Genomic DNA, 22,672 nt, shown 5'->3' with positions numbered 1-22,672 from the left:
GTGCTCACAGCGCCGTAAGATGGATGCCATGCTGAGGAAAAGTATGCTAGGAAACGCGCGCCAAAAAAACGACTCCGGGACCGTCAAGCGGCGTATCGCCGCGACGGTGGCCGCGGTACTCGCGCTGAGCTTCGCGCTCGCGCCCGCCGCCACGGCCGTGGAGAATCCAGTCGACCGGCAGGCGTTGCTTGAGGTGACAAAGGAAGTCGCCACTCCCTCCGACAAGTTGGTGGTGTCTGGCGGTGACGTGACCTGGAATATCACCGTCAACTGCCAGTCGGACACGATCTATTGCTGGGACACCACACTGACGGACGTCATCCCCGCGCCGTTCGTTTACGTGCCGGGCAGCATCCAGTTCACCTCAGACGGCGACTGGCCCGCACCTACCGTTACTGAGCCCGCTGCAGACAACGGTCAGACTCTGTCGGTGGTCTTCAACGACTACAGCGGCAGTTTCCCCGGCAAGACGGGCCTCGCCAGCGGTCACGGTTTGACCTTCTCGGTCACAGCGAATCTGCCGTTGTCGCAGGAAATCCCCGGAGGCGGCGAAGACATCCTCAATACCGCCACGCTCACCTCGACCGATGAGAGCGTCCAGGATGCCAAGGATGGCGACACCGTCCACATCGAGTTTGCTGCAAAGGTTGTTGCAAACGTCAACAAGTCGTGGAGCGAAGACAGCGTCGTCGCCGGCGACCCCAGCAACGTCGGCGTGAGCCTCGACGCATGGCACACCTCCAACGTGCCCGCGCAATCGCTCGTCATCAATGACCCAGTGGGACCCAGCACGGCTTTCGACAAGTTCTCGTTCGTGGGTTTCACGGGCTTGACCCTTCCCAATGCTGCAGACCACGTAGCGGTGTCCCTCGCCTTGGACGGCGGGGGCAGCCTTGACTTCCCGGCGGCGGCGACGCTCCCGACGGACGCCCAGATCGCCACGGAACTGGCAGGAGCCGGAAAGGCGCTGACGGACATCATGGGCGTCACGGCGACGTTCACCAACCCCGCGGTCGACGGCACCATCGCCGCCAACGACCACGCCAAGATCAACTTTGCCATGGCGCAGCGTGACTCCATTACCGGCGGGCAGACTGTAGACAACCTCGCGTCGGCGAACGTCACTACCGCCTATGGCGACGACACCGCAGCGGCGAACGACGCCATCGACATCGAGTCACGCTCGCTCTCGTCGTCGGCGAGCAAGGTCTACACGGACGCTGCTGGCGTGACGCTCGGCAACAACGTCAACGTCGTCACGGGCCAGACATTTGGCGGCCTTGCGACCCTCACGAGCAGCGGCAACGTGTCCCTGGACTCGCTCACAATTAACGACCCGGCACTCGACCCTGTGAGCACTCTCACCGGTGAATACGCCTTCAGTGACCAAGGAGTGACGTTCAACGGCTTCGGCGCCGACGGCACGAACACCATTGGCGCCGCAAGTTCGGTTCCGAGCGGGGCGACCGGCGCGACAGTTACGTACACATATGTGGGCGGAGCTACGGAAGTCTTGGCGGCAACGTTGAACTCGCCGGGCATCACGTTCCCGGCGGCCAGTGGCGTGGTCGACGGCTTCTCCATCACTTACTCGGGGGACCTTGCGCCCGACGCTTCCGCCAGGATTCCCTACAGCCTCACCGCGGGCGCGACTCCCGTGAGCAGCGCGAACAACAGCGCCGATGGCCAGGTCACCTCTGGCGCCGAGAACGCGGTAGCACCTCCGGCGACCGACGAGATCGCCATCGTAGTGCCCCACGTCGAGAGCACCACCGACAAGAACATCGTTCCAGGGCAGGTATCGAAGGACTCCGGCTCGACCTTTGTCTCGATCCTCTCCTCGCGCCTGGACAAGACCAACGGCACGCCGCTGTCCAACGTACCCGTCAACCAGTTGGTCATTGAAGACTCGACCGCCACGGGTGGTGACGTGTGGACCTCGACGTTCCGGCCCACCGGGCTCACTTCGTCGTCTCTCCCGACTGGAGTGACCGCCACCTTCGAGCTCTTCAACGGATCCGACTGGAGCACCTACACGGCGCCCGGTCCGTTCACGGGGTACATTCCGGAGGTGTCCTTTGGCTATGTAGGCGGCGTGGACGGCGTCCGCGTGACTTACACGAGCACCGACGGATCCTCCATTGACGAGTCGCAGCGGTACCGCACGTTGCTCGAGTGGACCGCGATTGGCGAGAACGCTCAGGACACGTACACGAACACCGCTACCTCCCGGGCCACGGGCACCAACCCGGCCACCGGTGAACCAGTCGTGGGCGACGAGGTTGCAGACTCCGACACCATCACCACGGTGGAGGGCAGCGGCGGCGGTGGCGGAGACGGCGACACCCCGATCGCAGTCACCACGGTCAAGGACTGGACCGTCTCCGGTGACTCGGCCGCACGTGCGCTTGGCGTCCCGCTTTGGGTTCCGAATACCGGCAACTACCCCAAGTTCGGTCTCGCAATCGGCGTGGAGAACAGCTCCGAGCACGGCGTTCCGGTCGACTCGCTGTCGCTCCAGGAGCCCGCGGTTGGGCCCCAGGACATCGGCAGCTCCACAGTCGCCCAGACCGAACCCTTCGACACCATCCAGTTGCTCTCGCTGAACTCCGTGGTGACCCCCGACAATGCGGACCTCACCACGTTCAGTGTGACGTTGACGCCGCAGGGCGGAAGTGCCACGACGTTCGGGCCGGGACTGCCGAATGCGGTCACCCCCTTGGTCAACACCTTCCTTGCCGCGAACACTGACGTCGACAACGTCGAGTTCTACATCGAGGCTAAGCCCGGCGGTATCGAGACCGGCGAGCGTTTCAGCGCTCGCTTCGCGACGCAGGTGCGCACGGTCACGCTCTCGGGAGTGGCCGTAGACCCGGACGTGCTGGCGGTAGCCCCTGAGACCATCGACAACGTGGTCCTAGGCTCGGCAGTTTACGGAGAGTATGCGGCGGACGCTGCGGATCAGGACGACGTGGAGCTGCGCGCCCTGTCCACGCAGCCGGTCACGGTGAAAGCGAGCAAGTCGCTGTCCCCTAACCACGCCACCATCCTGTCCGACCAGGAGTCCCCGACGGTCACCATGACCTTGGGTGCGAACAAATTCGCCGCGAACGCGACCAGGCCCGATGTGGATTCCTTCAGCAACCCCATCAGCTACGAACTCACCGACATTACGCCAGCATTCTGGGACATCTTTACGCTGAAGGGCGCGACGCAGATTATTGGCGAGCCCACCAATTCTTCCGTGGAAGTCAAGTTCAGCATTGAGTACCAAACTCCCACCGGCTGGCTCACACCTGATGGCGCGACGGCCGACGGTTTTGATGTCCCGCAGGGGTCTAGTTACAAGAACGTCCCCGCGTCGGCGAAGCTTCCCCCTGCGGGATACACATTTGCCGATGTCACCGGTGTGCGCGTGAAATTCTGGACTGAAGACGGCGTCTCGCCCCTCCCGGACATGTCGACGAGCACCAACAGCTTGAATAGCTACGGTCAGAAGATCAGGTTCGGTTTTGAGCTGCGGTCGACGTTCCGCGACTCGGGCGATGCAATTCCTGACGGCACCTCCGTCACCAACTCGGTCGACGTCCATGCCGTCAACGCGCAAGGAAGGTTCGCGGACGACGACGCTTCGGCCACCTTCAGGGTCGACCAGCGCACCAGCAAGGTGACGATCAAGAAGACGCCGGACGGCAGGACCGCCCCCGCGGGCACCGGTATTAGCTTTGGTCTTTCCCTCAAGAACGAGGGCACCACGGCAGTGCGCGGGTTGGTGTTGACTGACACGATCCAGTGCGTCGGCGGTAAGCCAGACATGATCTACGACGCCGAGACAGCCGCCATCGCACTGGGTACGGGCGCGACTGACGCTGCGGGCGTTACGACCGACCCCAAGGCTGCCACGGTCACCTACACGACCGGATGCGTTGACGGCACCGACACCGTCAGCATCGCGCTGCCTGCAGCTGACACGGTGTGGCCGGGTGAGACCTACGCGATCACCGTGCCTCTGACAGTGAGCGCGGGGCACGAGCCCGGCGACTTCAAGAACTCGTATGGCCTCTCCTACACCGACGAACTCGGGGACGCCGCAGTTGGCCCCGTCACGGTGAACATCTACGTGCCCGTTGCGCCGGGCTTCTGGTTCTCCAAGTATGTGCGTGAGGTAGTCGACACCGACGCGGGCCAAATGCTCACCGGCGTCAAGGGTGTTTGCCGTGGCACTGAGGAGGAATACCTCAGTGGCGAGCTCGACCCCTGGCAACGTATTCCCTGCGTCGTGAAGACGCAACCGGGAGGCACCGAAGAGTGGCGCATTTGGCTGACCAACGCGGGCAACCAGCCCACCAAGCAGCTCGTGGCGGTCGACGTGTTGCCCACCCCGGGCGACGTGGGGATCACTACAGGACTCTCGACCATTTCACGTGGCAGCGAGTTCACGCCTACCCTGCTTGCGGGGATCGATGTCGAGTGGCTGGGTAGCGAGGGAACCCTCGAGATCGAGTATCAGACTGCCGCCAACGCAGGTTGCGTGCTCACGGGAGGGGTGGACGAACAGGACCCGTTCAACCCGGAGTGCAACGACTGGGAGTCTGACTGGGACTCAATCAAGGACGACGCGAGCGCACTGGCGGCGGTTACCGCCCTGCGTTTCAATGTGATGTACGCCGACGACGCACTTCTTCAGCCGGGTGAGGCCGTCAAGATTTACTTCAAGACGAAGAATCCGGAGACCCTTCCTGAGGCGGCCCCTGCGGACGATGCGCCGGCGTGGAACTCGTTTGGTGGGTGGGCTCAGACCGTGACCAACCCGAGGGATGAACCCGCTGACTTCAACTTCACGTATTTCCGCACCGCTCCGCTTAAGGCGGGTGTGGTGGTGTCTCAGCCCGACCCGCCGTTGGCGATCGGCGACCGAGTATGGATTGACGAGAACCGCAACGGTGTCCAGGACCCCGGTGAGGAGCCCTTGCCTGGAGTGACAGTGAGGTTGCACGAACTCGATGGCACCGTGGTCGGCGAGACCGTGACCGGCGTTGACGGCGACTATGTCTTCGAGGGGCTCTACCCAGGTACGTACCGGGTGAGCTTCGAACTGACGGCGGAACAACGGGTCATTTACATGGCGACCCTGCCCAAGCAGGGCGACGGCGCGGACGACTCGAACATCGCCGCAGAGCCGGTGGATGGCAGTTACTGGAGCGACACGGTCACCATCGACTACCCGTCGCGCGGCGACGCGGCGAACATGGTCAGCGCGGCTGACTACAACGCGTTGGACATCCAACAGATCACTGCGGGGAGCTACATCGACCCAACGATCGACGCGGGCTTTATGCTGATTGACCCTAAATGGCTCAAGGTTGCGGGAGAATCGCAGTGCATCTCCGATGCGCCGTGGTTCTACTACGACATCACCACCAGCAACTTCGTGGAGCAGGGTCTACCCTTCACCATCTCGTGGTACCCCGATGCAAACCAGGACATGGTGCCGGATGGCCCGGCCGTGCAGGTTGACACGATGCCGGCCGGCAGCGCGTTGAACGGGCGCATCCTGTGGCCCGGTGCCGAGATCGACCCCACGACCGAGTGGGGAACGGCGTGGCCCGGTTGGCGCGTGGCCACTCGTGACGAGACTCCCAAATGGGAGAACTTGATCTACGACCCGACCTTGTTCGGCGCGGATCTGCGCGACGGAGCGCTCGTCATTATCGAAATGAACCCAACGGGAGAGGCGTGGCAGGTCTACCCGACGTCGACCCCCACGTGCGAGGAGGACAGGGTTCCGAACCTCAGCGTCACCAAGAGCGTGGGTGTCGACGCGGTCAAGGCTGGCGAGGCGGTCTCTTGGGACCTGGTGGTTGAGAACGCGGGCCCGGGTGCCTCCAACGACGTGACTCTGACGGATCAGATCCCGGCCGAGCTTAGGGTCACGGATGTTGCTGTGGCGGACCCGACCGACGACACGCAGCCGGAGTGGGACAAGTGCACCGTCACTGGGGCAGACAACGACGGCTATGGGGGCTCGGTCGCATGCGTCCTCGATGGCTGGCTTGGGATTGGCCAGTCGGCTCCGCCGGTCACCATCACTACCACCGTCAACCCGGAATTCTCGGGCGACGTGGTCAACGGCGCCACGGTCACGTGGACTGATCCAGACGAAGACGACCCTATGGAGAGGTCCGACGACGACAATGCGACCGTTGCCGTCAGCGCATCGGGGTCGCTCTCCATGACGGGCCTGAACGCCATCGCGCCACTCGGCCTCGCCGCAGTGCTGCTACTGGTTGGGTTTGGTCTGATGGCGATCCGCCGAGGCCGCAACTAGCGCAAGAACCGCGCCCGTGGGGGCGCAAGTAACGCACCGGGCTCTCCTCCTCAGCAGGGAGTCCGGTGCGTTGCTTTGTGCGTCACCCGCCGATGCACTCGACGTCGCCGGGACGCCAGGTTTGATCAAACCAGCCGTCGAGCGGGCCGTAGAGCCGCAATACGACGAACCAACCCTTACCCGGCACGGTTTGGATCCAATTGGTGGATAGTTCAGTAGGTTCGTCGGGCCCGAACAGGATGTCAATAGACCCGTCCCCGTTGGCCTGAAGCGGGTCGCGCGTGTTGTTGAGACTGGGAAAGCGCTGGCCCGTTTGGAGTTCGGATCGCGTCTGTGGGTCATAGACGCAGATTGACCAGAAGTTCTTGGCAGGCACGCCAGCAGGGAGATTTAGACGATAGCGCCCTGAACCTTCGAGGAAGTCACCTGCGGCGTCGACATCCGCGCCCGCGTACTGCGACCCGGCGCCCACGATCTTGAGAGCCATCGCTGGCGTGTTCACCGTCGCCATGTAGAAGAAGAAGGTCCGCGCGTCCATGTAGCGGCCGCCGCGGCCCTCATCACGCAGCCACTGATAGTCACCGCCGATGAAGTAGGTGTGCCATGACCGGTCGTCGTAGATCCGTGCCTCGCCGGTACGCCAGCGAAAGTACAGCGCCCGTGCGGTGGCGTTGGCTACGGCGGCGGCGTCGACGAGGATCGCCTTCATACGCTCATCTGGCTCGAATGGTCGATCCTTGTGGATCCCGATGGCGGCGAGGAGCCCGCGGGTCTCGGGATCGATCATGTCGATTGGCTCACGGTGGATGACGGGTGCAAGCTCTTCGTAGTAGCTCGCGTCGTTGGCGTGCACAGTGTTGAATAGTCGCCCTTCCGCAGTATGGAACTCCATCGGCGGCTGGTGGTCGGCATGCGAGAGCGGATAGATCTTCACGCCCTCCTTGAACATCGTGGCCGAGGCATCAGGCTTTCCGTCGACCAGGAAGCCGCGCAGAATGATCCAGTTGCTGAACGACCTGGACCTCGCGACGAAGTAGCCGTCGGGCACGTCGCCTTCATACCCAGGAGGCAAAATCAGGTACTTGCCTCCCTGACCTCGGTCCGGTCCGGGGCCACCCATGTCGATGACGAATCTGAACCAAGCGTCATTGACGGTGCCCGGTCCGCATCCCGGTGGAATCTCGACGACGGTCGGCCCGTCCTTCTCGAGATCCAGGAACCCGCCGCAGTAGACCGTGTCAGCGTTCCCCGTGAGGAAAAGAGGTTCGGAGTTGAGCAGTGTGTCCATGATCAGCATCTTGTGGCAGGCATCGACGCCGACGTCCGCGAAACCGAGACGCAGCGCCTCGATCGACGCTGCAGGCACGCAATTGAGGAACACCTCGACCGCCCGCAGGTGGTCGAGGTTGTCAAACAGTTTCTGCGCGGTCTGAGCCGACGGCACTCCGTCGGTGAAGTCGAGGGGCCCCAGGCGGGAACTGACCCGGTCAGGCGTGAGAATCTTCGACGGCACAGGGGTGTTGTAACCAGTGGGAATTTCATCTGTCGCCATGACAGTCTCCTCAGTCGGGGTGATGTTTTGACACTAGCCTCAAACATGGTGAGCGGCAGGATGAGAGAGGGGTTGTGACGCCCCCTGTGCCCCCCTATGCTCGGAAGTCCGGGACCTGATCAGGTGCATCCGTCGGACGCGCATCAGGACCGTCGAACTTTAGGGAGATGTTCTCAATGGCTGAGCCCAAAGCACCAACCGAAGCGATCAAGAAGGCGCACGCGCACACGCTGGCAACCCTGCCATTTGATGACACAGCGGACTTCGACGCCGCGAACCGTGGCTTCCTGGGCACTCACGAGTCCAACGTCATCAAGGACGCGGATGGCAATGTGGTGTGGGACGCCGAGAGCTACCGCTTCCTTGAGGGCGACGCCCCCGAGTCTGTGAACCCCAGCCTGTGGCGCCAGTCCAGCCTGGTCGCCAAGCACGGCCTGTACGAGGTCACTGAGGGGCTGTATCAGGTGCGCGGGTTTGACCTGTCGAACATCACCTTCGTGGAGACGAACTCCGGCGTGGTCGTGATCGATCCGCTGATCTCGGCGGAGACGGCCGCTGCCGCGTTCGACCTCTACAAGGAGCACCGAGGCGACCGTCCACTGGTCGCGGTCATTCACACCCACAGCCACATCGACCACTTTGGTGGCATCTTTGGCATCACCTCACGCGAAGCGGTCGAGGCCGGTGACGTGCAGATCGTCGCCCCTGAAGGCTTCCTCGAGCACTCAATCGAAGAGAACGTCTTCGCTGGTGTCGCCATGGGTCGCCGCGCGGGCTACATGTATGGCGCTGCGCTCGCGCGTGGCGAGCGTGGCCAGGTGGGCGCCGGTCTTGGTCAGTCCACCTCGCAGGGCGAGGCCGGAATCCTCGAGCCGACACTCATCATCACCACCACCGGCGAAACTCACACCTTCGACGGCCTCGAGATCGAGTTCCAGATGGCGCCCGGCACCGAGGCTCCGGCGGAGATGCACTTTTACTTCCCCAGCTTGCGCGCGCTGTGCATGGCTGAGAACGCCACCCACACCCTGCACAATCTGCTGACGCTGCGTGGCGCCGTGGTGCGTGACCCCCACGTATGGTCCCAGTACCTCACCGAGGCCATCGAGGTCTTCGACGGCAAGGCCGACGTGGCCTTCGCGTCGCACCACTGGCCCACGTGGGGTGCGGACAACATTCGCGAGTTCCTGTCGACGCAGCGCGACCTCTACGCGTACTTGCACGACCAGACGCTCCGCATGCTTAACCAGGGCATGACCGGTGCTGAGATCGCCGAGGAGATCACGCTGCCTCCAGTGCTGGAGAACGCATGGAACGCCCGCGGCTACTACGGGTCTGTCAGCCACAACGTCAAGGCCATCTACCAGCGCTACATGGGCTGGTTCGACGGCAACCCTGCACGACTGTGGCCACACCCGCCGGCCGCTGAGGCGACGCGGTATGTGGACGCCATGGGCGGCATCGGCCGTGTTGTCGAACTCGCACAGGCGGCGTTCGACGAGGGCGACTTCCGTTGGGCCGCGACCCTGCTCGACCACGCGATCTTTGTGGACGAGAATGACCAGTCAGTGCGTGACCTCTACGCGGACACGCTCGAGCAGTTGGGCTACGGCGCGGAGAACGGCACGTGGCGCAACTTCTTCCTGTCGGGTGCCACTGAGCTTCGTGGCGAGAACTTTGGTACGCCAACCAAGACTAATTCGCCCACGATCATGGCGCAGCTCACGCCGGCGCAGTTGTTCGATTCGCTGTCGCTCAGCATCGATGGCCCCAAGGCGTGGGACCTGGATCTGTCTATCGACGTCACGCTGACGGACCTGGACACGAACTACCGGGTGACGCTGCGCAACGGCGTGCTGGTCTACATCGAGCGTCCGGCTCGCGACGATGCTCAACTCACGCTGACGCTGACCAAGGCGCGCCTGCTCACGCTCGCGGGTGGAGACACCACGAGTGCGGGCGTCGAGCTCACCGGCGACACCGGTGTGTTGCCGCAGTTGCTCGCGGTTCTTACCGAGGGCAACCCGGCGTTCAACATCATTACGCCGTAGTGGCTCGAGTAGTGGCGGTTGGCGAGTGATCCGTTAGGGGCGCTCGCGCAACCGCCACTGCGCACCACCGATGAGCCACTCGGTCAGGAAGATGTCTCCCGTCGCGTCGACGGCCACGCCGTGCGGTGAATTCAACACGCCTGGTGTGAGCGTCGGACGCACTAGAGCGCCGTCGACTAAGACATTCGGCCAGGGCGCGCTACGAGTCGTGGGCGCAGGTGGATCGGTGAGGCGCGCGACCTCGTCATCCGGCCCTACCTCCAGTAGCCCCCCATGCAGGTCGGTGACCACCACGGTGGTCCCGCGCTGGGCGAGGCACGACGGGCTAGTGAGAAGGTCAGATGCAATGACCCGCGAGACGCTGCCGTCGATCCCGAAGGCGACGATGCGACGGTTGCCGCGGTCCGCCACCAGGATCTCCGGCGATTCCCGCCGGCGATCCACCACGAGTCCGTGCGGACAATCGAGGGGGACGCCTTCAGCGCCCCTCAGGGTCAGGGTGAGCGTGCCATCCGCATCAAAGCGATGCACCAGCGACTCTCCATAGCCGTCAGCTACCCAGACTGCCCCCGAGTCATCCTCCACCACCGAGGTTGGGCGCCAACGAGCGTCCTCATAGTCGGGCAACTCGGGCTGGGACAGTTCCGCGACGATGCTCGCCGCGTCATGGTCGCGCGAGCCGAGGTCAATGAGCACGGCACGCCCTGGGTGGATGCTCTCGTCGTATCCCAGCCCCGGACGAGCCTTGGCGCCGGGATCGGCCAGCCACAGCATCGTTCCCGAGCCGGGGCGCAGCGATATCCCGTGAACCTCCGGTAGCGCCACGGCGACCGACTGGGCCGTGCCCGCCTCGGCATCGGCGACGATCAACCGTCCGCCTTCCGGGGCGCAAAAGACAGCGCGGCCATCGGCAAGCACCTCGATGCCCGAGTGGGCCCACTCGTCGCTTCCGGCGCCGTCGGGCCAGAGGTCGGTCCATTCCCACGCGGTCATGCGGCGGTCCCCGCGGCGAGGGGCTGCGCCATGAGTTCCTTGCGATACGTCAGCATCTGACCGGTCATTCCGATCCCACACACGCCCACTAGGCGACTGTCGCGGTAGTAGCCCACGAGGCACTCGCCGGCGAGATCCCCGGCGAGCAGCGTGGAGCGGTCGGCAATGCGCGTCATGCCGTACGCGAGCAGGTGAGTGTCGTATTGGTCGGTCCAGAACGACGGCAGGGGCGTGAAGGGAGTCGCGGCGACATCGAGATGGGAGGGGTCATCGGCGAGCATTGGCGCGATGACGGAGGCCGCGCGTTTTGCCGTCTCCGTGGGAATGTTCCAGTGTTCGACTGACGCCGCCCCGATGCCGTGGTGCGGATGCGGGTAGCTGGCGACGTCGCCCACCGCAAACACGTGGGGGTGCGGCGACCCGTCGCCACGCACCACGCGCATGGCGGAATCCGTGCGAAGCCCACGGGTGGCGTCGACGTCATTGCTGGAAATCCATTCGACGTTGGGGGAGGAGCCGACGGCCTCGACCAGCACGTCGCACGCAAGGGTGCGCCCGTCGGCGCGGTCGACGTGAGTCAGGTAGGGGTGGCCCAGCGCTGCGGTGATGCGCGTGCCCATGGAGAATGCCACGCCGTGATCCTCGTGGCGGGCTTGCATAGCGGCGCCCAGGTCGTGGCCCAGCGCGGCCTGCATGGGAACGGAGGTGGTGCCCACGACGTGGACGTCGCACCCGAGTCCGATGGCGGTGGCGGCAACTTCGCAGCCGATGAACCCGGCCCCGGCGATCACGACTCGTGTGCCGGGGGTCAGTACGTCCCGCAATGCTCGGGCATCGTCGATGGTCCGTAGCGCGTAGCGGCCTACGGTGGCGCCGCCCGGAACGTGGAGGCGGCGTGGGCGCACGCCCGTCGCCACCACGAGCGCGCTGAACTCGCGGATCTCGCCTTGGTGGTCCGTCACCGTGCTGGCGTCGAGATCGGCGCTGACCACGCGGGTGCCGGTGATCCAGGTGACGTCCGAGATGGCGGGTCGGTGGGCGAAGGCGAGATTCTCAAGCGAGCCTTCCGCGTCGTTGAGGGCGGCCTTGGACAGCGGCGGCCGCTGATAGGGCAGGTGGGGCTCGTCGCCGATGACGGTGATGGGACCCTCGTAGCCGAAGCGGCGCAGGGACTCGGCTGTGCGCAGGCCGCCTAGCGAGGCCCCCACGATGATGACGGGAGGGGTTGCCATGGTGCTACTGCACCATCGAGATTGCCTGCATGGGGCAGATGTCGATCGCATCCTCGATGGCCTCACGCTCGTCGTCCGCGACCTGCGCGACGTACTCGAGGCGATCCTTGGCGTTGAGTTCGAAGACGCTCGGCGCCTCGAGGACGCACTGGCCGTAGTGCTGGCACTGGGACATGTCGACTTTGACGTTGATCACGGGGGACCTCCGGGGATAGGTGGCGGGTGACGCGGCTCAGTATTGCATAAAATAGTCGGTAAGTGTCTAAATTGGCGAGATGGCACGATGAGTCCATCGACGAGGGGGGTCCATGGGCGAGGCGAAAGGTCACAGCAAGGTCGAGATGCGCCGGCGCAACCTGGCAGTGATGCTGACCCGCGTGCAGCGCTCCGGCGCAATGTCGCGCTCGGAACTCACCAACGCGCTCGGGCTATCGCGCACCACCGTCCTGGAACTCTCTCAGCAACTTGCCGAGCTAGGCCTGGTGACGGAGGCCGACTCTCCGCGTGAGGCCGGCGCTGGCCGACCCAGCCGGGTGGTGCGAGCATCGGACCGCGTCGTCTCGCTCGCCGTGAATCCTGAGAGCGACGCCCTGACCGTGGGCCTGGTCACCCTCGGGGGCGTGCTTCTCCGGAGCGTGCGCATCCCCACCCAGGGTTCGATGACGCCCGAACAGGCGGCCGATGCTGCCGCGGGCGCGTGGGCTGCGTTGCGTGATGAGTTGCCGACTGGGGCAATCGTGGTCGGCGCGGGCGCCGCCATCCCCGGACAGGTGGCACGCGAGGCAGGGCTCGTGCTGAATGCCCCACGGCTTGGCTGGCACGACGTGGCGTTCGCCGAGATGCTTCACGGCAGACTCGGCATGCCCGTCGCAATCGACAATAACGCCCGTGTGGTGACCGCCACCGAGCATCTGCGGGGGGTCGCACGCGACTGTAGTGACTTCATCTACGTCTTCGCCGGCGCAGGCGGAATTGGTGGCGGCGTGTTTTCCGGCGGCCGCCCGCTGCTCGGCAAGAGTGGGCTGGCCGGCGAGATCGGGCACGTGCGGTTGACGGCCGATGCGGTCGCTGACTTTGGCGGGCTCACGGGAACGCTCGAGGCTCACGTGCGTCGTGACGAGATCGTGGATGTACTGGGTGGGATGTCGGGTGACGATCTGGAGCTGGACGCGCGGATCGCCGTCGCGCAGGGCCCAGAATTCACCGCGATTGCCACCCGCCAGCTCGAGGCGCTCGCGGGAGCGCTCGGAAGCCTGGCCAACGTCTTCGACCCGCAGGCCCTGGTGCTGGGGGGATTCGCGGGTTCGCTCTATCAGCGACTGCCCGAGGCATTCGATGCCGCGCTCGCGGCCTCGGTCCTGCCGGGCATCGGCGCGGGCCTCGAGGTGCGGACGTCGGTGGACACCGCCAGCGCGGTGCTGGCGGGGGCGGCTCAGCTTGCGTTCGAGCCGGTCCTGGCGGATCCGCTGAGTGTCGCGTTTGTCCCACGAGAGTAGTCGCCGCCACTCAGGGGTGCGTCCATGGTAATCTTCTCGAAGAATTTAGACGATTACCGATTTTATTGAGGAGTGCGCCGTGGCACACCAGACTTACCAGGGGCGACGCGAGGTTCGGGGTCACGCCAACGTGCGGGCCGCGCTCAAGGACACCGAGACCTACTCGAGCGACCTGCTGGGCGATCGTGACGTGCGCAGCTACCGTCAATTGCCTCTCGAGGCGGACCCGCCGCGACACACGAAGTACCGTCAGGCTCTCCAACCGCTCTTCATGGGCGACGCCATTGCACCCAAGGCGCCGCGCTTCAAGGCGCTGGCACGTGAGCTTATTGATGGGATCACAGCCCGCGGAGGTGGCGAACTCACCACGGAACTCGCCCTGCCGTACGTGATTGGCTGCCTCACCATCGTCTACGAGCGCCCGCAGGATTACGAGGAGTGGCTGTCGTGGGGACCCGACGTGTGGACCGCGGAGGCCTACGCGAAGGGCGAGGTCTCCGAGGAGTCGATCCGCGCCCAGCGTGATCGTGACTTCGACAAGCCCAGCCAGCGCTCCGGCGCGATGCTGGACGACTACCTCGCGCGCGTGTTCGACGCAGCGGAGGCGAAGGGGCACGTCGCACCCGAGGACCGCGACGTGTGGGACCAGATCGTCGCGCTCGAGATCGACGGCGAGCGCCTGACACGTGACGAGATGAAGGGCATTGCCAACGTGCTGCTGGCGGGCGGTCGCGACACGGTCATCAAGGTCGTGACCGGCATGGCGTGGCACCTGATGCGCAACGTCGAGGACCGCGACTACCTGACGCGAGAGCCCGATGCCTTCAACAGTGCCTTCGCAGAGATGGTGCGATACCTGTCGCCACTGTCCAAGATGGAGCGCGTGCTTCCGGAAGATCGCCAGGTACCTGACGCGGAGCGGGATGCATCGAGGTACGTGCTGATGAGCTACGTTTCCGCGAACTACGACGACTCGGTGTTTCCCAACCCGGAGACGCTGGATCTGCACCGCAAGCGCACGCCCCATCTGGGGTTCGGATTCGGCAAGCATTCCTGCATGGGGATGAATATTGCCGAGCACGAGACCAAGGCGTTCCTGCACACCCTGCTCGAGTCGTGGCCGGCGTGGGAGTTCGACGGTGAGCCCGAGATTGTGTGGGAGGTCGATGGCGAGGGTGCCGACGCGCACACCATCCTGGAACGCTTCGCCTCGGTGCCGGTACGCGTCGCATAGGACTCACGGCAGCAGATGTGGTTCAGTTATCCCCATGACCAACGCAGCTAGCCCCACGGGCGACCAGATCCACCTCGAGCGCCACGTCGGGGACTCGACCGTCACCGCCACCGTCACCAGCATCGGTGCCGGCCTGCGCGAGTTGCGTGTGGGCACCATAGACATCATCCAAGGATTTCCGGCCGATGCTGAGGTTGCGTTCTGCGCGGGACAAATTCTGATCCCGTGGCCCAACCGGGTGCGCGATGGCAAGTGGTCGCACCAGGGCGAGAGTTTCCAACTGCCCATCAACGAAGCCGACCGCAACAATGCCATTCACGGCTTCCTGTTGACGTTGCCGCACGAGGTGATGGCCTCCAGTTCGGAGTCGGTGGTGCTTCACACCACGATTGCTGCCAGCGACGGCTACCCCTGGGAGCTCAGCGTGGTCACGGAGTACGTCCTGACTGAAGCGGGTGTGGCGATTACGCACCGCATCACGAACGCCTCCGCGACCCCCGCCCCGGTGGCTGTGGGCTCGCACCCCTTCCCGTGCATCGGCGATGTGCCGACCGAGGACCTGGTGGTGACGCTCGACGCCGCGACCCGTGTGGTGGTTGACGAGCGCCTCAACCCCACCGGCACCGAGTCCGTCCAGGGCACCCGGTTTGATCTCAGTGGCGGCCAGCGTGTGGGCGACTTTGACCTGGACACGGCGTACACAGACATCCCTGCGCGGGCTGATGGCACGCGTGCGCTGACGGCTACTGCGCCGGACGGGCGCTCGGTCACGGTCTGGGGCGACAGCAACTTCACGCAGGCTCAGGTCTTCAATACCAACGAGTTTCCCGCCGATGGCGGCACCACCTGGGCGGTCGCCCTCGAGCCCACGACGGCCCCGCCCAACGCCCTCGCCTCCGGCGAGGACGTACACCTCGTGGCACCGGGCGAAACCTGGGAGTTGACCTGGGGCATTGAGTACGACGCCCACCACTAGCCGATGCTGCGGCACCCGTTCTAGGAAACCCGCGCGCGTGCGGGTAGGGTATTTCTAGGTTCGTCAAAAATGGCGGCCCGTCATAATTTTCTTAAGGGGTAGTAATGGATTTTCTCGGTGACTTCCTGAACGTGTTGCTCTTCACGTTGTGGATCTTTGTTTTCGTCGCAGTGATCATGCTCGTGGTGCGTATCTTCATGGATATCTTCCGTGACCACGACCTGAGCGGCTGGGGCAAGACCGGCTGGACCTTCCTGATCATCGTGTTCCCGCTGATCGGTGCGCTCATCTACCTGATCGCTCGCGGCAAGGGCATGGCAGAGCGCAACGTCAAGGACGCTCAGGCGATGCACAACGCTCAGGTCGAGTACACCCGCTCGCTGGTCAACGAAGCCTCGGGCCCCGCGGCTGACATCAAGGCAGCGCAGGACCTCCTCGACGCTGGCACGATCAACCAGGCCGAGTTCGACAAGCTCAAGGCAAAGGCGCTCGCGTAATCACGCGAAGTTCTTAACTAGACGGTTCGCCGTCGCCAAGGCGGGTGTCCCCTTCGGGGGGCGCCCGCCTGTTTGCTTTCCAGCCCTGCGGATCAGAGGCCCTGAAGTCCACCGGCCCAGCGATCTACCGGTGCCGTGCGCTACCCGCCGATGCGCTCGCCGGCGTCGTCGAGTGAGACACGCTGGCGGCTGTCGCCCTCGCCGGACACCACGGTGACGGCGACGTCACGGCCTTCGGGCAGCGTGCGGGCGGTCACGGTGCCGTGCTGGGCGCGCTCAAGCTCGCCCACCACCACGCTGCCGAGCCGGCGCATGGCCTCACCGGACGGAAGGGGTGTGCCGCGGTCGTCGAGCAGGTTGACCGTCACGCCACGCGATCGTGCGTTGCGGGCTGCATCCGCAACGGCAGGCAGCGTGAGCGAACGGCCGCGCACGCTGTCGCGCAACTCAGCCTCTACCGTCTGGAACACCAGTCGGTCCTCGTCGGTGAGGGGCGCCCCGCTGGCGATCTGTTCCAGGTGCGGCACCGCGAGTGCTGCCAACTCGGTCACCCGCTGCCGGCGTATCTCCAGGCTCGCATCCGCGGCCGCAGCGGCCGCCGCGGCGTCCACGGAGCGGTTGGTCAGGGTGTTGATGATGCGCGCGGTGCGTCGCAGGCTCGACGCGAAGAGGGTGGCCACAAGCAGGATTCCCCAGTGGTTCTGCATGAGTGTGAGCCCAAACAGGGGGCTGTGACCCACGCTGACTGCCCATCCGATGGTGATCGCCGTCAGCAGCATGATGCCGATCCACGCCATACGAGCACGCCTGCGCAGAGCCAGGAAGAACAGTAGCCAGGTTGCGGCACCCAGGTTCCACGACTCCCGGCCCAGGTCCCCGGTCTCCGGGAAGTGCCAGTTCATCACCAGAGCGGTGACGCACACGATCGCGATGATCGCGAAGGTATCCCACCAGGGGAGGGGATCCGCGTGCGGGCGGGTGACGATCAGCGCGCCTGCACTGATGAGCACGAGCCCCACGAACGAGGGCCAGGCCGACTGCATGCGGTCCAGCGTCGCAAGGGTGAACACCACGTTGGAAAGGATGAAGAAGTAGAGAATGAAGCGCGCCGGCGTGGACGTGAGCGAGAGCAGCTCGCTGACGTCCGTGGGGGTTGACACCAGATCCACCGGCTTGGACGATGCGTCCTCGCGCAGGGTCGTCTCAGTCATGGTCGCCGCCAGGTGAGCTCGACGGTGGTGCCTGCCCCGGGTCGCGACGTGACGGTGGCATCCCCACCGGGGATCGACTTCATGCGTTCAACAATGCTCACCCGGATGCCGAGCCGTCGTGGGCCGACGGCCCGAGGCGAGAAACCGCGGCCCGAGTCGCGAACGCTCACGGCGGCGCCGGTGTCCGTGACGTCGACGTGGACCTCACGGCTAACGACCTCGTCGCCAAGGCCCGCGTACTGAGCGCTATTGCGGATCGCCTCGGCGAGAGCCTCGGTCATAGCTGCGACAACACTCGCCGGGGCCGATTTTGTGGACTGCAGCCGATAGGAAAAGTCGACGTCGGCGAGGATGCCCGTCACGGTGGCGCGGAGGGCAGCGGTGAATTCTTCGGGGCTGTACGTGGTTCGTCGGGTGCCCTCTTGGGTGATCGCGGCAATGGCGGCCAGGGCGTGCTGCGCTTGATCCGCGAGTTCGGGGGCCGCACTCTTGCGTCCGGCGGTGAGCAGCACCGACATCACGTCGTCGTGCACGATGGCGTTGATGCGCGTCTGCTCCCGGTCGCGCGTGCGCCGCGAAGCCTCAAGGGAGGCCTGCGCTCGTGCTCGCGCCGCTACCTGGTCCTGACGCTCCGCGGCGTGCACCACGGCGGTAGCGACGCCCATGAGGATCAGCGAGAACACCATCCCGCCGAGCCCGTCGAGGATGGCATCGAGCGTGGAGTCCGCTCGAGAAAGGATCTGGTTCACGGCGACGATGGGTCCAGTTGCGAGCGCATACGCCCACACCCAGCGCCCTTGCCAGCGCACGGCCGTGATGGTCGCGGCGAGCGCGGTCACGCCCTGGAGCCACGGTGACGCATCGTTTGCCAGAACGTCCACCGTCATCGACGGCACCCACAGCAATTCCGCCACGACAAAACCAATCGACGCGGTGGCGGCGAGCGCGTACATCGCGCGCAGTGGAATCACGAACGGCAACACGACAAAGGTGGCGGGAAGAAGGATCACCACGGTGAGCGCGCCCCACGCAAACGCGGGGCGTAGCTGACTCATCTGAGTGAGAATGCCGCCGCCCCCGGTCGCGAGCAGGGCCCCGAACACGATGGCGCCGATTCCTGTCGCGAGGAACAGCATGCGTTGCATGCGGTCGCGGGCCTCGTGGGTCAGCACCGGCACACCGGCCGATGCCGTGGCGGGTCCCGTGTAGGGCTCGCCTTGGTGCAGCGCCACGGGGGTTGTCACGCGGGACCTTCGAGCAGGCCGTCCTCAAGCGCTCGCTTGTAGAGATCGACACGAGTGGTCGCTGGCCGTCCCACCTCCGCATATTTCTTGCGGATCCTGCTGACGTAGTCTGCGACCGTGTCGCGCGACAGGTTGGTGATGGTGGCCACCGACGTCGCGGTCTCTCCGGAGGCGTACAACGACAAAATTTCCTGCTCACGGGCGCTGAGTCGGGCATCGGGCAACTGAGCATCGGCGTCGATGGCGGCCGCCCAGTCCACACCAAACACTTCGCGTCCACGCGCAGCCGTGCGAATGGCATCGAGCAGTGTTTCCGCGTCGGTCGACTTGCGAATCAATCCGAGCGCGCCCGAGCGTGCGGCGGATTGGATCAGTCGCCGGTCCTCGGCCCCGGTGTAGATCAGCACGTGCGCACCACGGGCGTGGATGGCACGCACGTTGTCCTCGGGCAGTGACCCATCCGCGAGGCGCAGGTCCAGCACCACAAGGTCCACACTTTCGCCGAGGCTGTCGAGCTCAGCGACGGACTCGACCATGCCCACCAGACGCAGGTCATCGGTGGCGTTGACCAGGTCCCGGAATCCAAGTGCAATCAACGCATGGTCCTCGACCAGCGCGATCGTTGGCATTGACGTGCTCATGTGGTGACCTCCCTGGTGGATAGCGTAGTGGGAGAGGGGATCAAACGTGCTCTCTGCCCCCCATTCGGGGGGCTTTACGTCATCCCGATCGAATGCCACGCTGGGGGAGGGCGATGCGGGGGCCGCGAGACTGAAGTCTTGCGCCCGGTCGTCCCAGGCGTCGTGAGGGAGGGCACCGGATGCATTGGTCGGCTGAGGAGTACGTGCTCATGGGCACGGGCGCGCTGTTCGTCGTGGTCTTGCTGCTGGGGCGTGCGCCCACCGTTTCCCTGTCGCGATTTTCCTATGCCGTGTTCTCGGCGGCGGCAGCAATATGCGCGGTGGCGGCAGTCCTTCTCGCCACCGTCGACGACGTCTGGTACCCGCGGGTGCTCTGGTTACTCCCAGTCATTCCGGCCATCGAGATCGCAATCCTGCTGCGCGACGCGCTCCATCGTCAAGACAACGCGGTCCACGTGACAGAGCTCGTCGAGTTCGAGGTGGGTGAACCCGGCGTTGATCACCCCGTGATCTCGATACCTCGCCCGGAGGCCAAGCCCTTTCCGCGATCCGAGATCCGTCGGCCGCCCCATCCCGCCGACGATGCCGCTGCCCGTGCGCGAGCCCACAATCCGCATACCGACGCGACGGTGCTCGCTGATCTCGCTTACGGCTACCCGTCGCTACGGGCCGCAGTCGCCGGAAATCCTGCGACACCGGCTGCAGTGCTCGACTGGCTCGCGAAGTCCGGCGACCCGGTGGTCACTGCGGCAATCGCGGCACGAGGGTCGTCCTTGTCCATGCGCGGTCGTCACGTCAACCCACCTACCGCCGTCTGAGGCCCTGGCGAGGTACTAGCTCACTACTGCATCGGCCGTCGCGTCGTGTGCGGTGCCGGCTCCGTAGGAACCCGCCACGGGCCGCTCGGTCGTGATGACGCACACCCCGGTGCGGTCGCCCAGCTGCCACGTGTCGGCCGACGGCACCCACGCGAGCCATTCGTATGCGGGAGCCTCCGGTGGAGTCTCGATAAAACCGCTAGCGGGGTCGACCTGGGCGGCGCAGAACTCCATGACTTCCTGGCGAGCTGCTGGAGTCCCGGGCCAATCAGTTGAGGTGAAGGTATAGCTGACCAGCGCCTCGGCGTGATGTGGGTCCACGCAATTCACCACCTCGACGGGTTCGGGGTCCTCAGTGAGGTCGGGCGCTTCCTTGATGCACATGCCGGTGATGACCTGGCCGGTGTGAAGAGTACCGGTGGTGCCCTGCGTCGCGGGCTTGACCCCCGACGAGCGATAGGTCAGCACGCCCGCCCAGCCGATTCCGCCGACGATGAGGGCAATCGCAGCGATCATCGTTGCGAACACCCAACGCCCGTTGGTGCCCCGCCTCGCCTTTCGTGGCCGGCGGCCCTTCGTGCCAGGACGGATAGGCGCAGGCGGTGCAAGAGAGGAGGCAAAGCGTCCACCCGATGCCGCAGGTGGGGTGGTCGAGGAGGGGCCCGCCACGTTGCCGCCAGGGGGTGGAGGTGGCGCGAAGTCGAAGCCTGGTTCGTTCGGGGTCGATGAGCCGTCCTCGCTCATAGTGCGGGGCCGGCCTCGTCAATGTCGAGCACCACGGGGACGTGATCGGAGGCGCCCTTGCCCTTGCGCTCGTTGCGGTTGATCTGCACATCGACGGCACGTGCCGCGAGAGACTGCGAGGCGTAGATGAAGTCGATCCGCATGCCCTCACCCTTGGGGAAGCGCAGCTGCTTGTAGTCCCAGAACGTGTACGTGTTCGGCTCGGGTTGAAAGCGGCGTGACAGCTCCTCGTAGCCCGAGGCTTCAAAGGCGTGGAACGCTGCGCGTGCCTCAGCCGTGATGTGGGTCTCCGCTTCGCTGTCCGCCTCGGACCAGATGTCCTCGGTGCGCGGCGCTACATTGAAGTCGCCCACCAGAGCCGTGGGGACCTCTGCCCAGGTCGCCGATGCGGCGCGCAGTTCCTCGAGGAAGCCCAACTTGTACGCATAGTGTGGGTCGGCGAGGCCCCGCCCATTGGGCACGTACAGGCTCCACACGCGCACGCCACCGCAGGTCGCTCCCAGGGCTCGCGCCTCGACCACGACGTCCTGGCCCGGCTTTCCGAATCCGGGCTGCTGCGGGAAGTGATCCTGCACGTCCTCAAGCCCCACGCGCGACGCGATCGCGACGCCGTTCCACTGGTTGAGGCCGTGGATGGCGACCTCGTAGCCGGCGTCGGTAAAGGCCTGCAGCGGGAACTGTTCGGGCTTGCACTTGATTTCCTGCATGGCGAGCACGTCAGTCTGTGAGCGCTCGAGCCAGTCGATCACCCTTTCCTGTCGGGCACGGATCGAGTTCACATTCCAAGTGGCGAGGCGCATGACTCCACGCTACCGGAGCGCACTGGCGCCGATGCGTCCCGTAGCCTCGAACTATGGCAACAGCATTGGTGACCGGCGCATCGGCCGGATTGGGTGAAGAATTTGTGTGGCAGCTCGCGACGGCGGGCCACGACGTGGTGCTGGTGGCGCGGTCGGGCGACCGGCTCAGCGAACTCGCGGATGTGATTCGCTCCGCGACGGGCGTGGGCGCCGAGGTGCTCGTGGCGGACCTGTCCACGGAGGCAGGCCGTGCCGCGGTCGAGGCGCGCATTCTGGACGACGCGCACCCCGTCAGCATGGTGGTGAACAATGCGGGTTTTGGGCTCGGCGAGGGGTTCCTCCAGAGCACCTGGGAGGACGAGCGGGCCGTGCTCGACGTGATGGTCACCGCGACGTTGCAGCTCTCGCACGCCGCCGCCAAGGCCATGACGGCGCGTGGGCACGGCGCGATCGTCAACATCTCCTCGATCGCCGCGCACCTGGCCAACTCGACCTACGCGGCCCACAAGCGGTGGATCCTCGACTTCACGGAGGCGCTGGCCGGCCAACTCAAGGGCACGGGCGTGAGCGCGACGGTGGTGGTGCCCGGCCTCGTGCGCACCGAGTTCCACGACGCCGAGTCGCTCGAGCACATGAAGACCGACTACCCCGACGTCGCCTGGCTGACGCCCGACGTGGTGGTGACCGCGGCGCTCGCGGGCGTGCGGCGCAAGCAGGTGGTGGTGACGCCCAGCGCCCGCTACCTCGCGGCCGCGGGACTGCTACGCCTCGTTCCCAAGTCGCTCACGCGCCGTGGGGGCAGCAAGCTTTGACGACGCCACGGCATCGGCCGATGCTTGGGGCGTTGGGTCTTTG

17 protein-coding genes are annotated in these 22,672 nt (G+C 65.3%); 8 read left to right on the top strand and 9 right to left on the bottom strand.

All coding sequences use genetic code 11. The features are described 5' to 3' along the window. Nucleotides 1-43 precede the first annotated feature (43 nt). Nucleotides 44-6,328 (top strand): SdrD B-like domain-containing protein, encoded by a 6,285-nt coding sequence (locus AOP73_RS02895; protein WP_061963126.1) that lies wholly within the window; start codon nt 44-46, stop codon nt 6,326-6,328. Between the two features lie 82 nt (nt 6,329-6,410). Here AOP73_RS02895 and AOP73_RS02890 read toward each other — a convergent pair whose 3' ends face one another. Continuing rightward, nucleotides 6,411-7,880 carry a DUF1254 domain-containing protein gene (locus AOP73_RS02890; RefSeq protein WP_152650513.1) on the bottom strand — a complete coding sequence of 490 codons (1,470 nt, stop codon included), beginning with the start codon at nt 7,878-7,880 and terminating at the stop codon, nt 6,411-6,413. A gap of 176 nt (nt 7,881-8,056) precedes the next feature. On the opposite strand from AOP73_RS02890, the gene AOP73_RS02885 reads away from it, so the two are divergent. Then, the gene (locus tag AOP73_RS02885; protein ID WP_061963125.1) at nt 8,057-9,931 is read left to right on the top strand and encodes an alkyl/aryl-sulfatase; all 1,875 of its coding nucleotides are present in this window, start codon (nt 8,057-8,059) and stop codon (nt 9,929-9,931) included. Between the two features lie 33 nt (nt 9,932-9,964). Here AOP73_RS02885 and AOP73_RS02880 read toward each other — a convergent pair whose 3' ends face one another. From AOP73_RS02880 to AOP73_RS02870, 3 genes are read right to left on the bottom strand one after another with little or no spacing between them, the layout of a single operon-like run. After that, complete coding sequence (locus tag AOP73_RS02880; RefSeq protein ID WP_061963124.1) at nt 9,965-10,924, bottom strand: NHL repeat-containing protein; 960 nt, start codon at nt 10,922-10,924, stop codon at nt 9,965-9,967. Further along, on the bottom strand, nt 10,921-12,156 hold the full coding sequence (locus AOP73_RS02875) for an NAD(P)/FAD-dependent oxidoreductase (RefSeq protein ID WP_061963123.1): 1,236 nt from the start codon (nt 12,154-12,156) through the stop codon (nt 10,921-10,923). The genes AOP73_RS02880 and AOP73_RS02875 overlap by 4 nt, the downstream gene beginning before the upstream one ends. A gap of 4 nt (nt 12,157-12,160) precedes the next feature. Next, nucleotides 12,161-12,352 carry a ferredoxin gene (locus AOP73_RS02870; protein ID WP_061963122.1) on the bottom strand — a complete coding sequence of 64 codons (192 nt, stop codon included), beginning with the start codon at nt 12,350-12,352 and terminating at the stop codon, nt 12,161-12,163. Nucleotides 12,353-12,464: 112 nt separating this feature from the next. Between AOP73_RS02870 and AOP73_RS02865 the strand changes: the two genes are divergently transcribed. From AOP73_RS02865 to AOP73_RS02850, 4 genes are all read left to right on the top strand, one after another. Next, nucleotides 12,465-13,652, top strand: coding sequence for an ROK family transcriptional regulator (locus tag AOP73_RS02865; RefSeq protein WP_061963121.1), 1,188 nt, complete (start codon nt 12,465-12,467; stop codon nt 13,650-13,652). Nucleotides 13,653-13,731: 79 nt separating this feature from the next. Then, the gene (locus AOP73_RS02860) at nt 13,732-14,886 is read left to right on the top strand and encodes a cytochrome P450 (RefSeq protein WP_061963120.1); all 1,155 of its coding nucleotides are present in this window, start codon (nt 13,732-13,734) and stop codon (nt 14,884-14,886) included. Between the two features lie 34 nt (nt 14,887-14,920). Next, nucleotides 14,921-15,862, top strand: coding sequence for an aldose 1-epimerase family protein (locus tag AOP73_RS02855; protein ID WP_061963119.1), 942 nt, complete (start codon nt 14,921-14,923; stop codon nt 15,860-15,862). 104 nt (nt 15,863-15,966) lie between these two features. Continuing rightward, entirely contained in the window at nt 15,967-16,359 is a 393-nt protein-coding gene (locus AOP73_RS02850; protein WP_061963118.1) for a PLDc N-terminal domain-containing protein, read from the top strand. Between the two features lie 140 nt (nt 16,360-16,499). On the opposite strand, the gene AOP73_RS02845 is transcribed toward AOP73_RS02850, so the two are convergent. Genes AOP73_RS02845 through AOP73_RS02835 form a run of 3 tightly spaced genes read right to left on the bottom strand, consistent with a single transcriptional unit; the run spans nt 16,500 to nt 19,455 of the window. After that, nucleotides 16,500-17,570 (bottom strand): DUF8320 family protein, encoded by a 1,071-nt coding sequence (locus AOP73_RS02845; protein ID WP_061963117.1) that lies wholly within the window; start codon nt 17,568-17,570, stop codon nt 16,500-16,502. Further along, nucleotides 17,567-18,814: a sensor histidine kinase gene (locus tag AOP73_RS02840; RefSeq protein ID WP_152650512.1), complete on the bottom strand. Its 1,248-nt coding sequence runs from the start codon at nt 18,812-18,814 to the stop codon at nt 17,567-17,569. Before AOP73_RS02840 ends, AOP73_RS02845 begins: the two co-directional genes overlap by 4 nt. Beyond that, nucleotides 18,811-19,455 carry a response regulator transcription factor gene (locus AOP73_RS02835; protein WP_061963115.1) on the bottom strand — a complete coding sequence of 215 codons (645 nt, stop codon included), beginning with the start codon at nt 19,453-19,455 and terminating at the stop codon, nt 18,811-18,813. The genes AOP73_RS02840 and AOP73_RS02835 overlap by 4 nt, the downstream gene beginning before the upstream one ends. 179 nt (nt 19,456-19,634) lie before the next feature. Here AOP73_RS02835 and AOP73_RS02830 point away from each other — a divergent pair, with 179 nt between their 5' ends. Further along, nucleotides 19,635-20,273, top strand: a complete 639-nt coding sequence (locus AOP73_RS02830) for a variant leucine-rich repeat-containing protein (protein WP_061963114.1) — start codon at nt 19,635-19,637, stop codon at nt 20,271-20,273. A gap of 15 nt (nt 20,274-20,288) precedes the next feature. Here AOP73_RS02830 and AOP73_RS02825 read toward each other — a convergent pair whose 3' ends face one another. After that, nucleotides 20,289-20,801 (bottom strand): hypothetical protein, encoded by a 513-nt coding sequence (locus AOP73_RS02825; RefSeq protein WP_061963113.1) that lies wholly within the window; start codon nt 20,799-20,801, stop codon nt 20,289-20,291. Between the two features lie 212 nt (nt 20,802-21,013). Next, entirely contained in the window at nt 21,014-21,817 is an 804-nt protein-coding gene (locus AOP73_RS02820) for an exodeoxyribonuclease III (protein WP_061963112.1), read from the bottom strand. A gap of 53 nt (nt 21,818-21,870) precedes the next feature. Here AOP73_RS02820 and AOP73_RS02815 point away from each other — a divergent pair, with 53 nt between their 5' ends. Next, nucleotides 21,871-22,629 carry an SDR family NAD(P)-dependent oxidoreductase gene (locus AOP73_RS02815; RefSeq protein ID WP_061963111.1) on the top strand — a complete coding sequence of 253 codons (759 nt, stop codon included), beginning with the start codon at nt 21,871-21,873 and terminating at the stop codon, nt 22,627-22,629. Nucleotides 22,630-22,672 lie beyond the last annotated feature (43 nt).

It is taken from the genome of Demequina aurantiaca, from assembly GCF_000975135.1.
Lineage (GTDB): Bacteria > Actinomycetota > Actinomycetes > Actinomycetales > Demequinaceae > Demequina > Demequina aurantiaca.
Note: the sequence above shows the minus strand (reverse complement) of the source record. Positions and strands in the feature narration are given on the sequence as shown.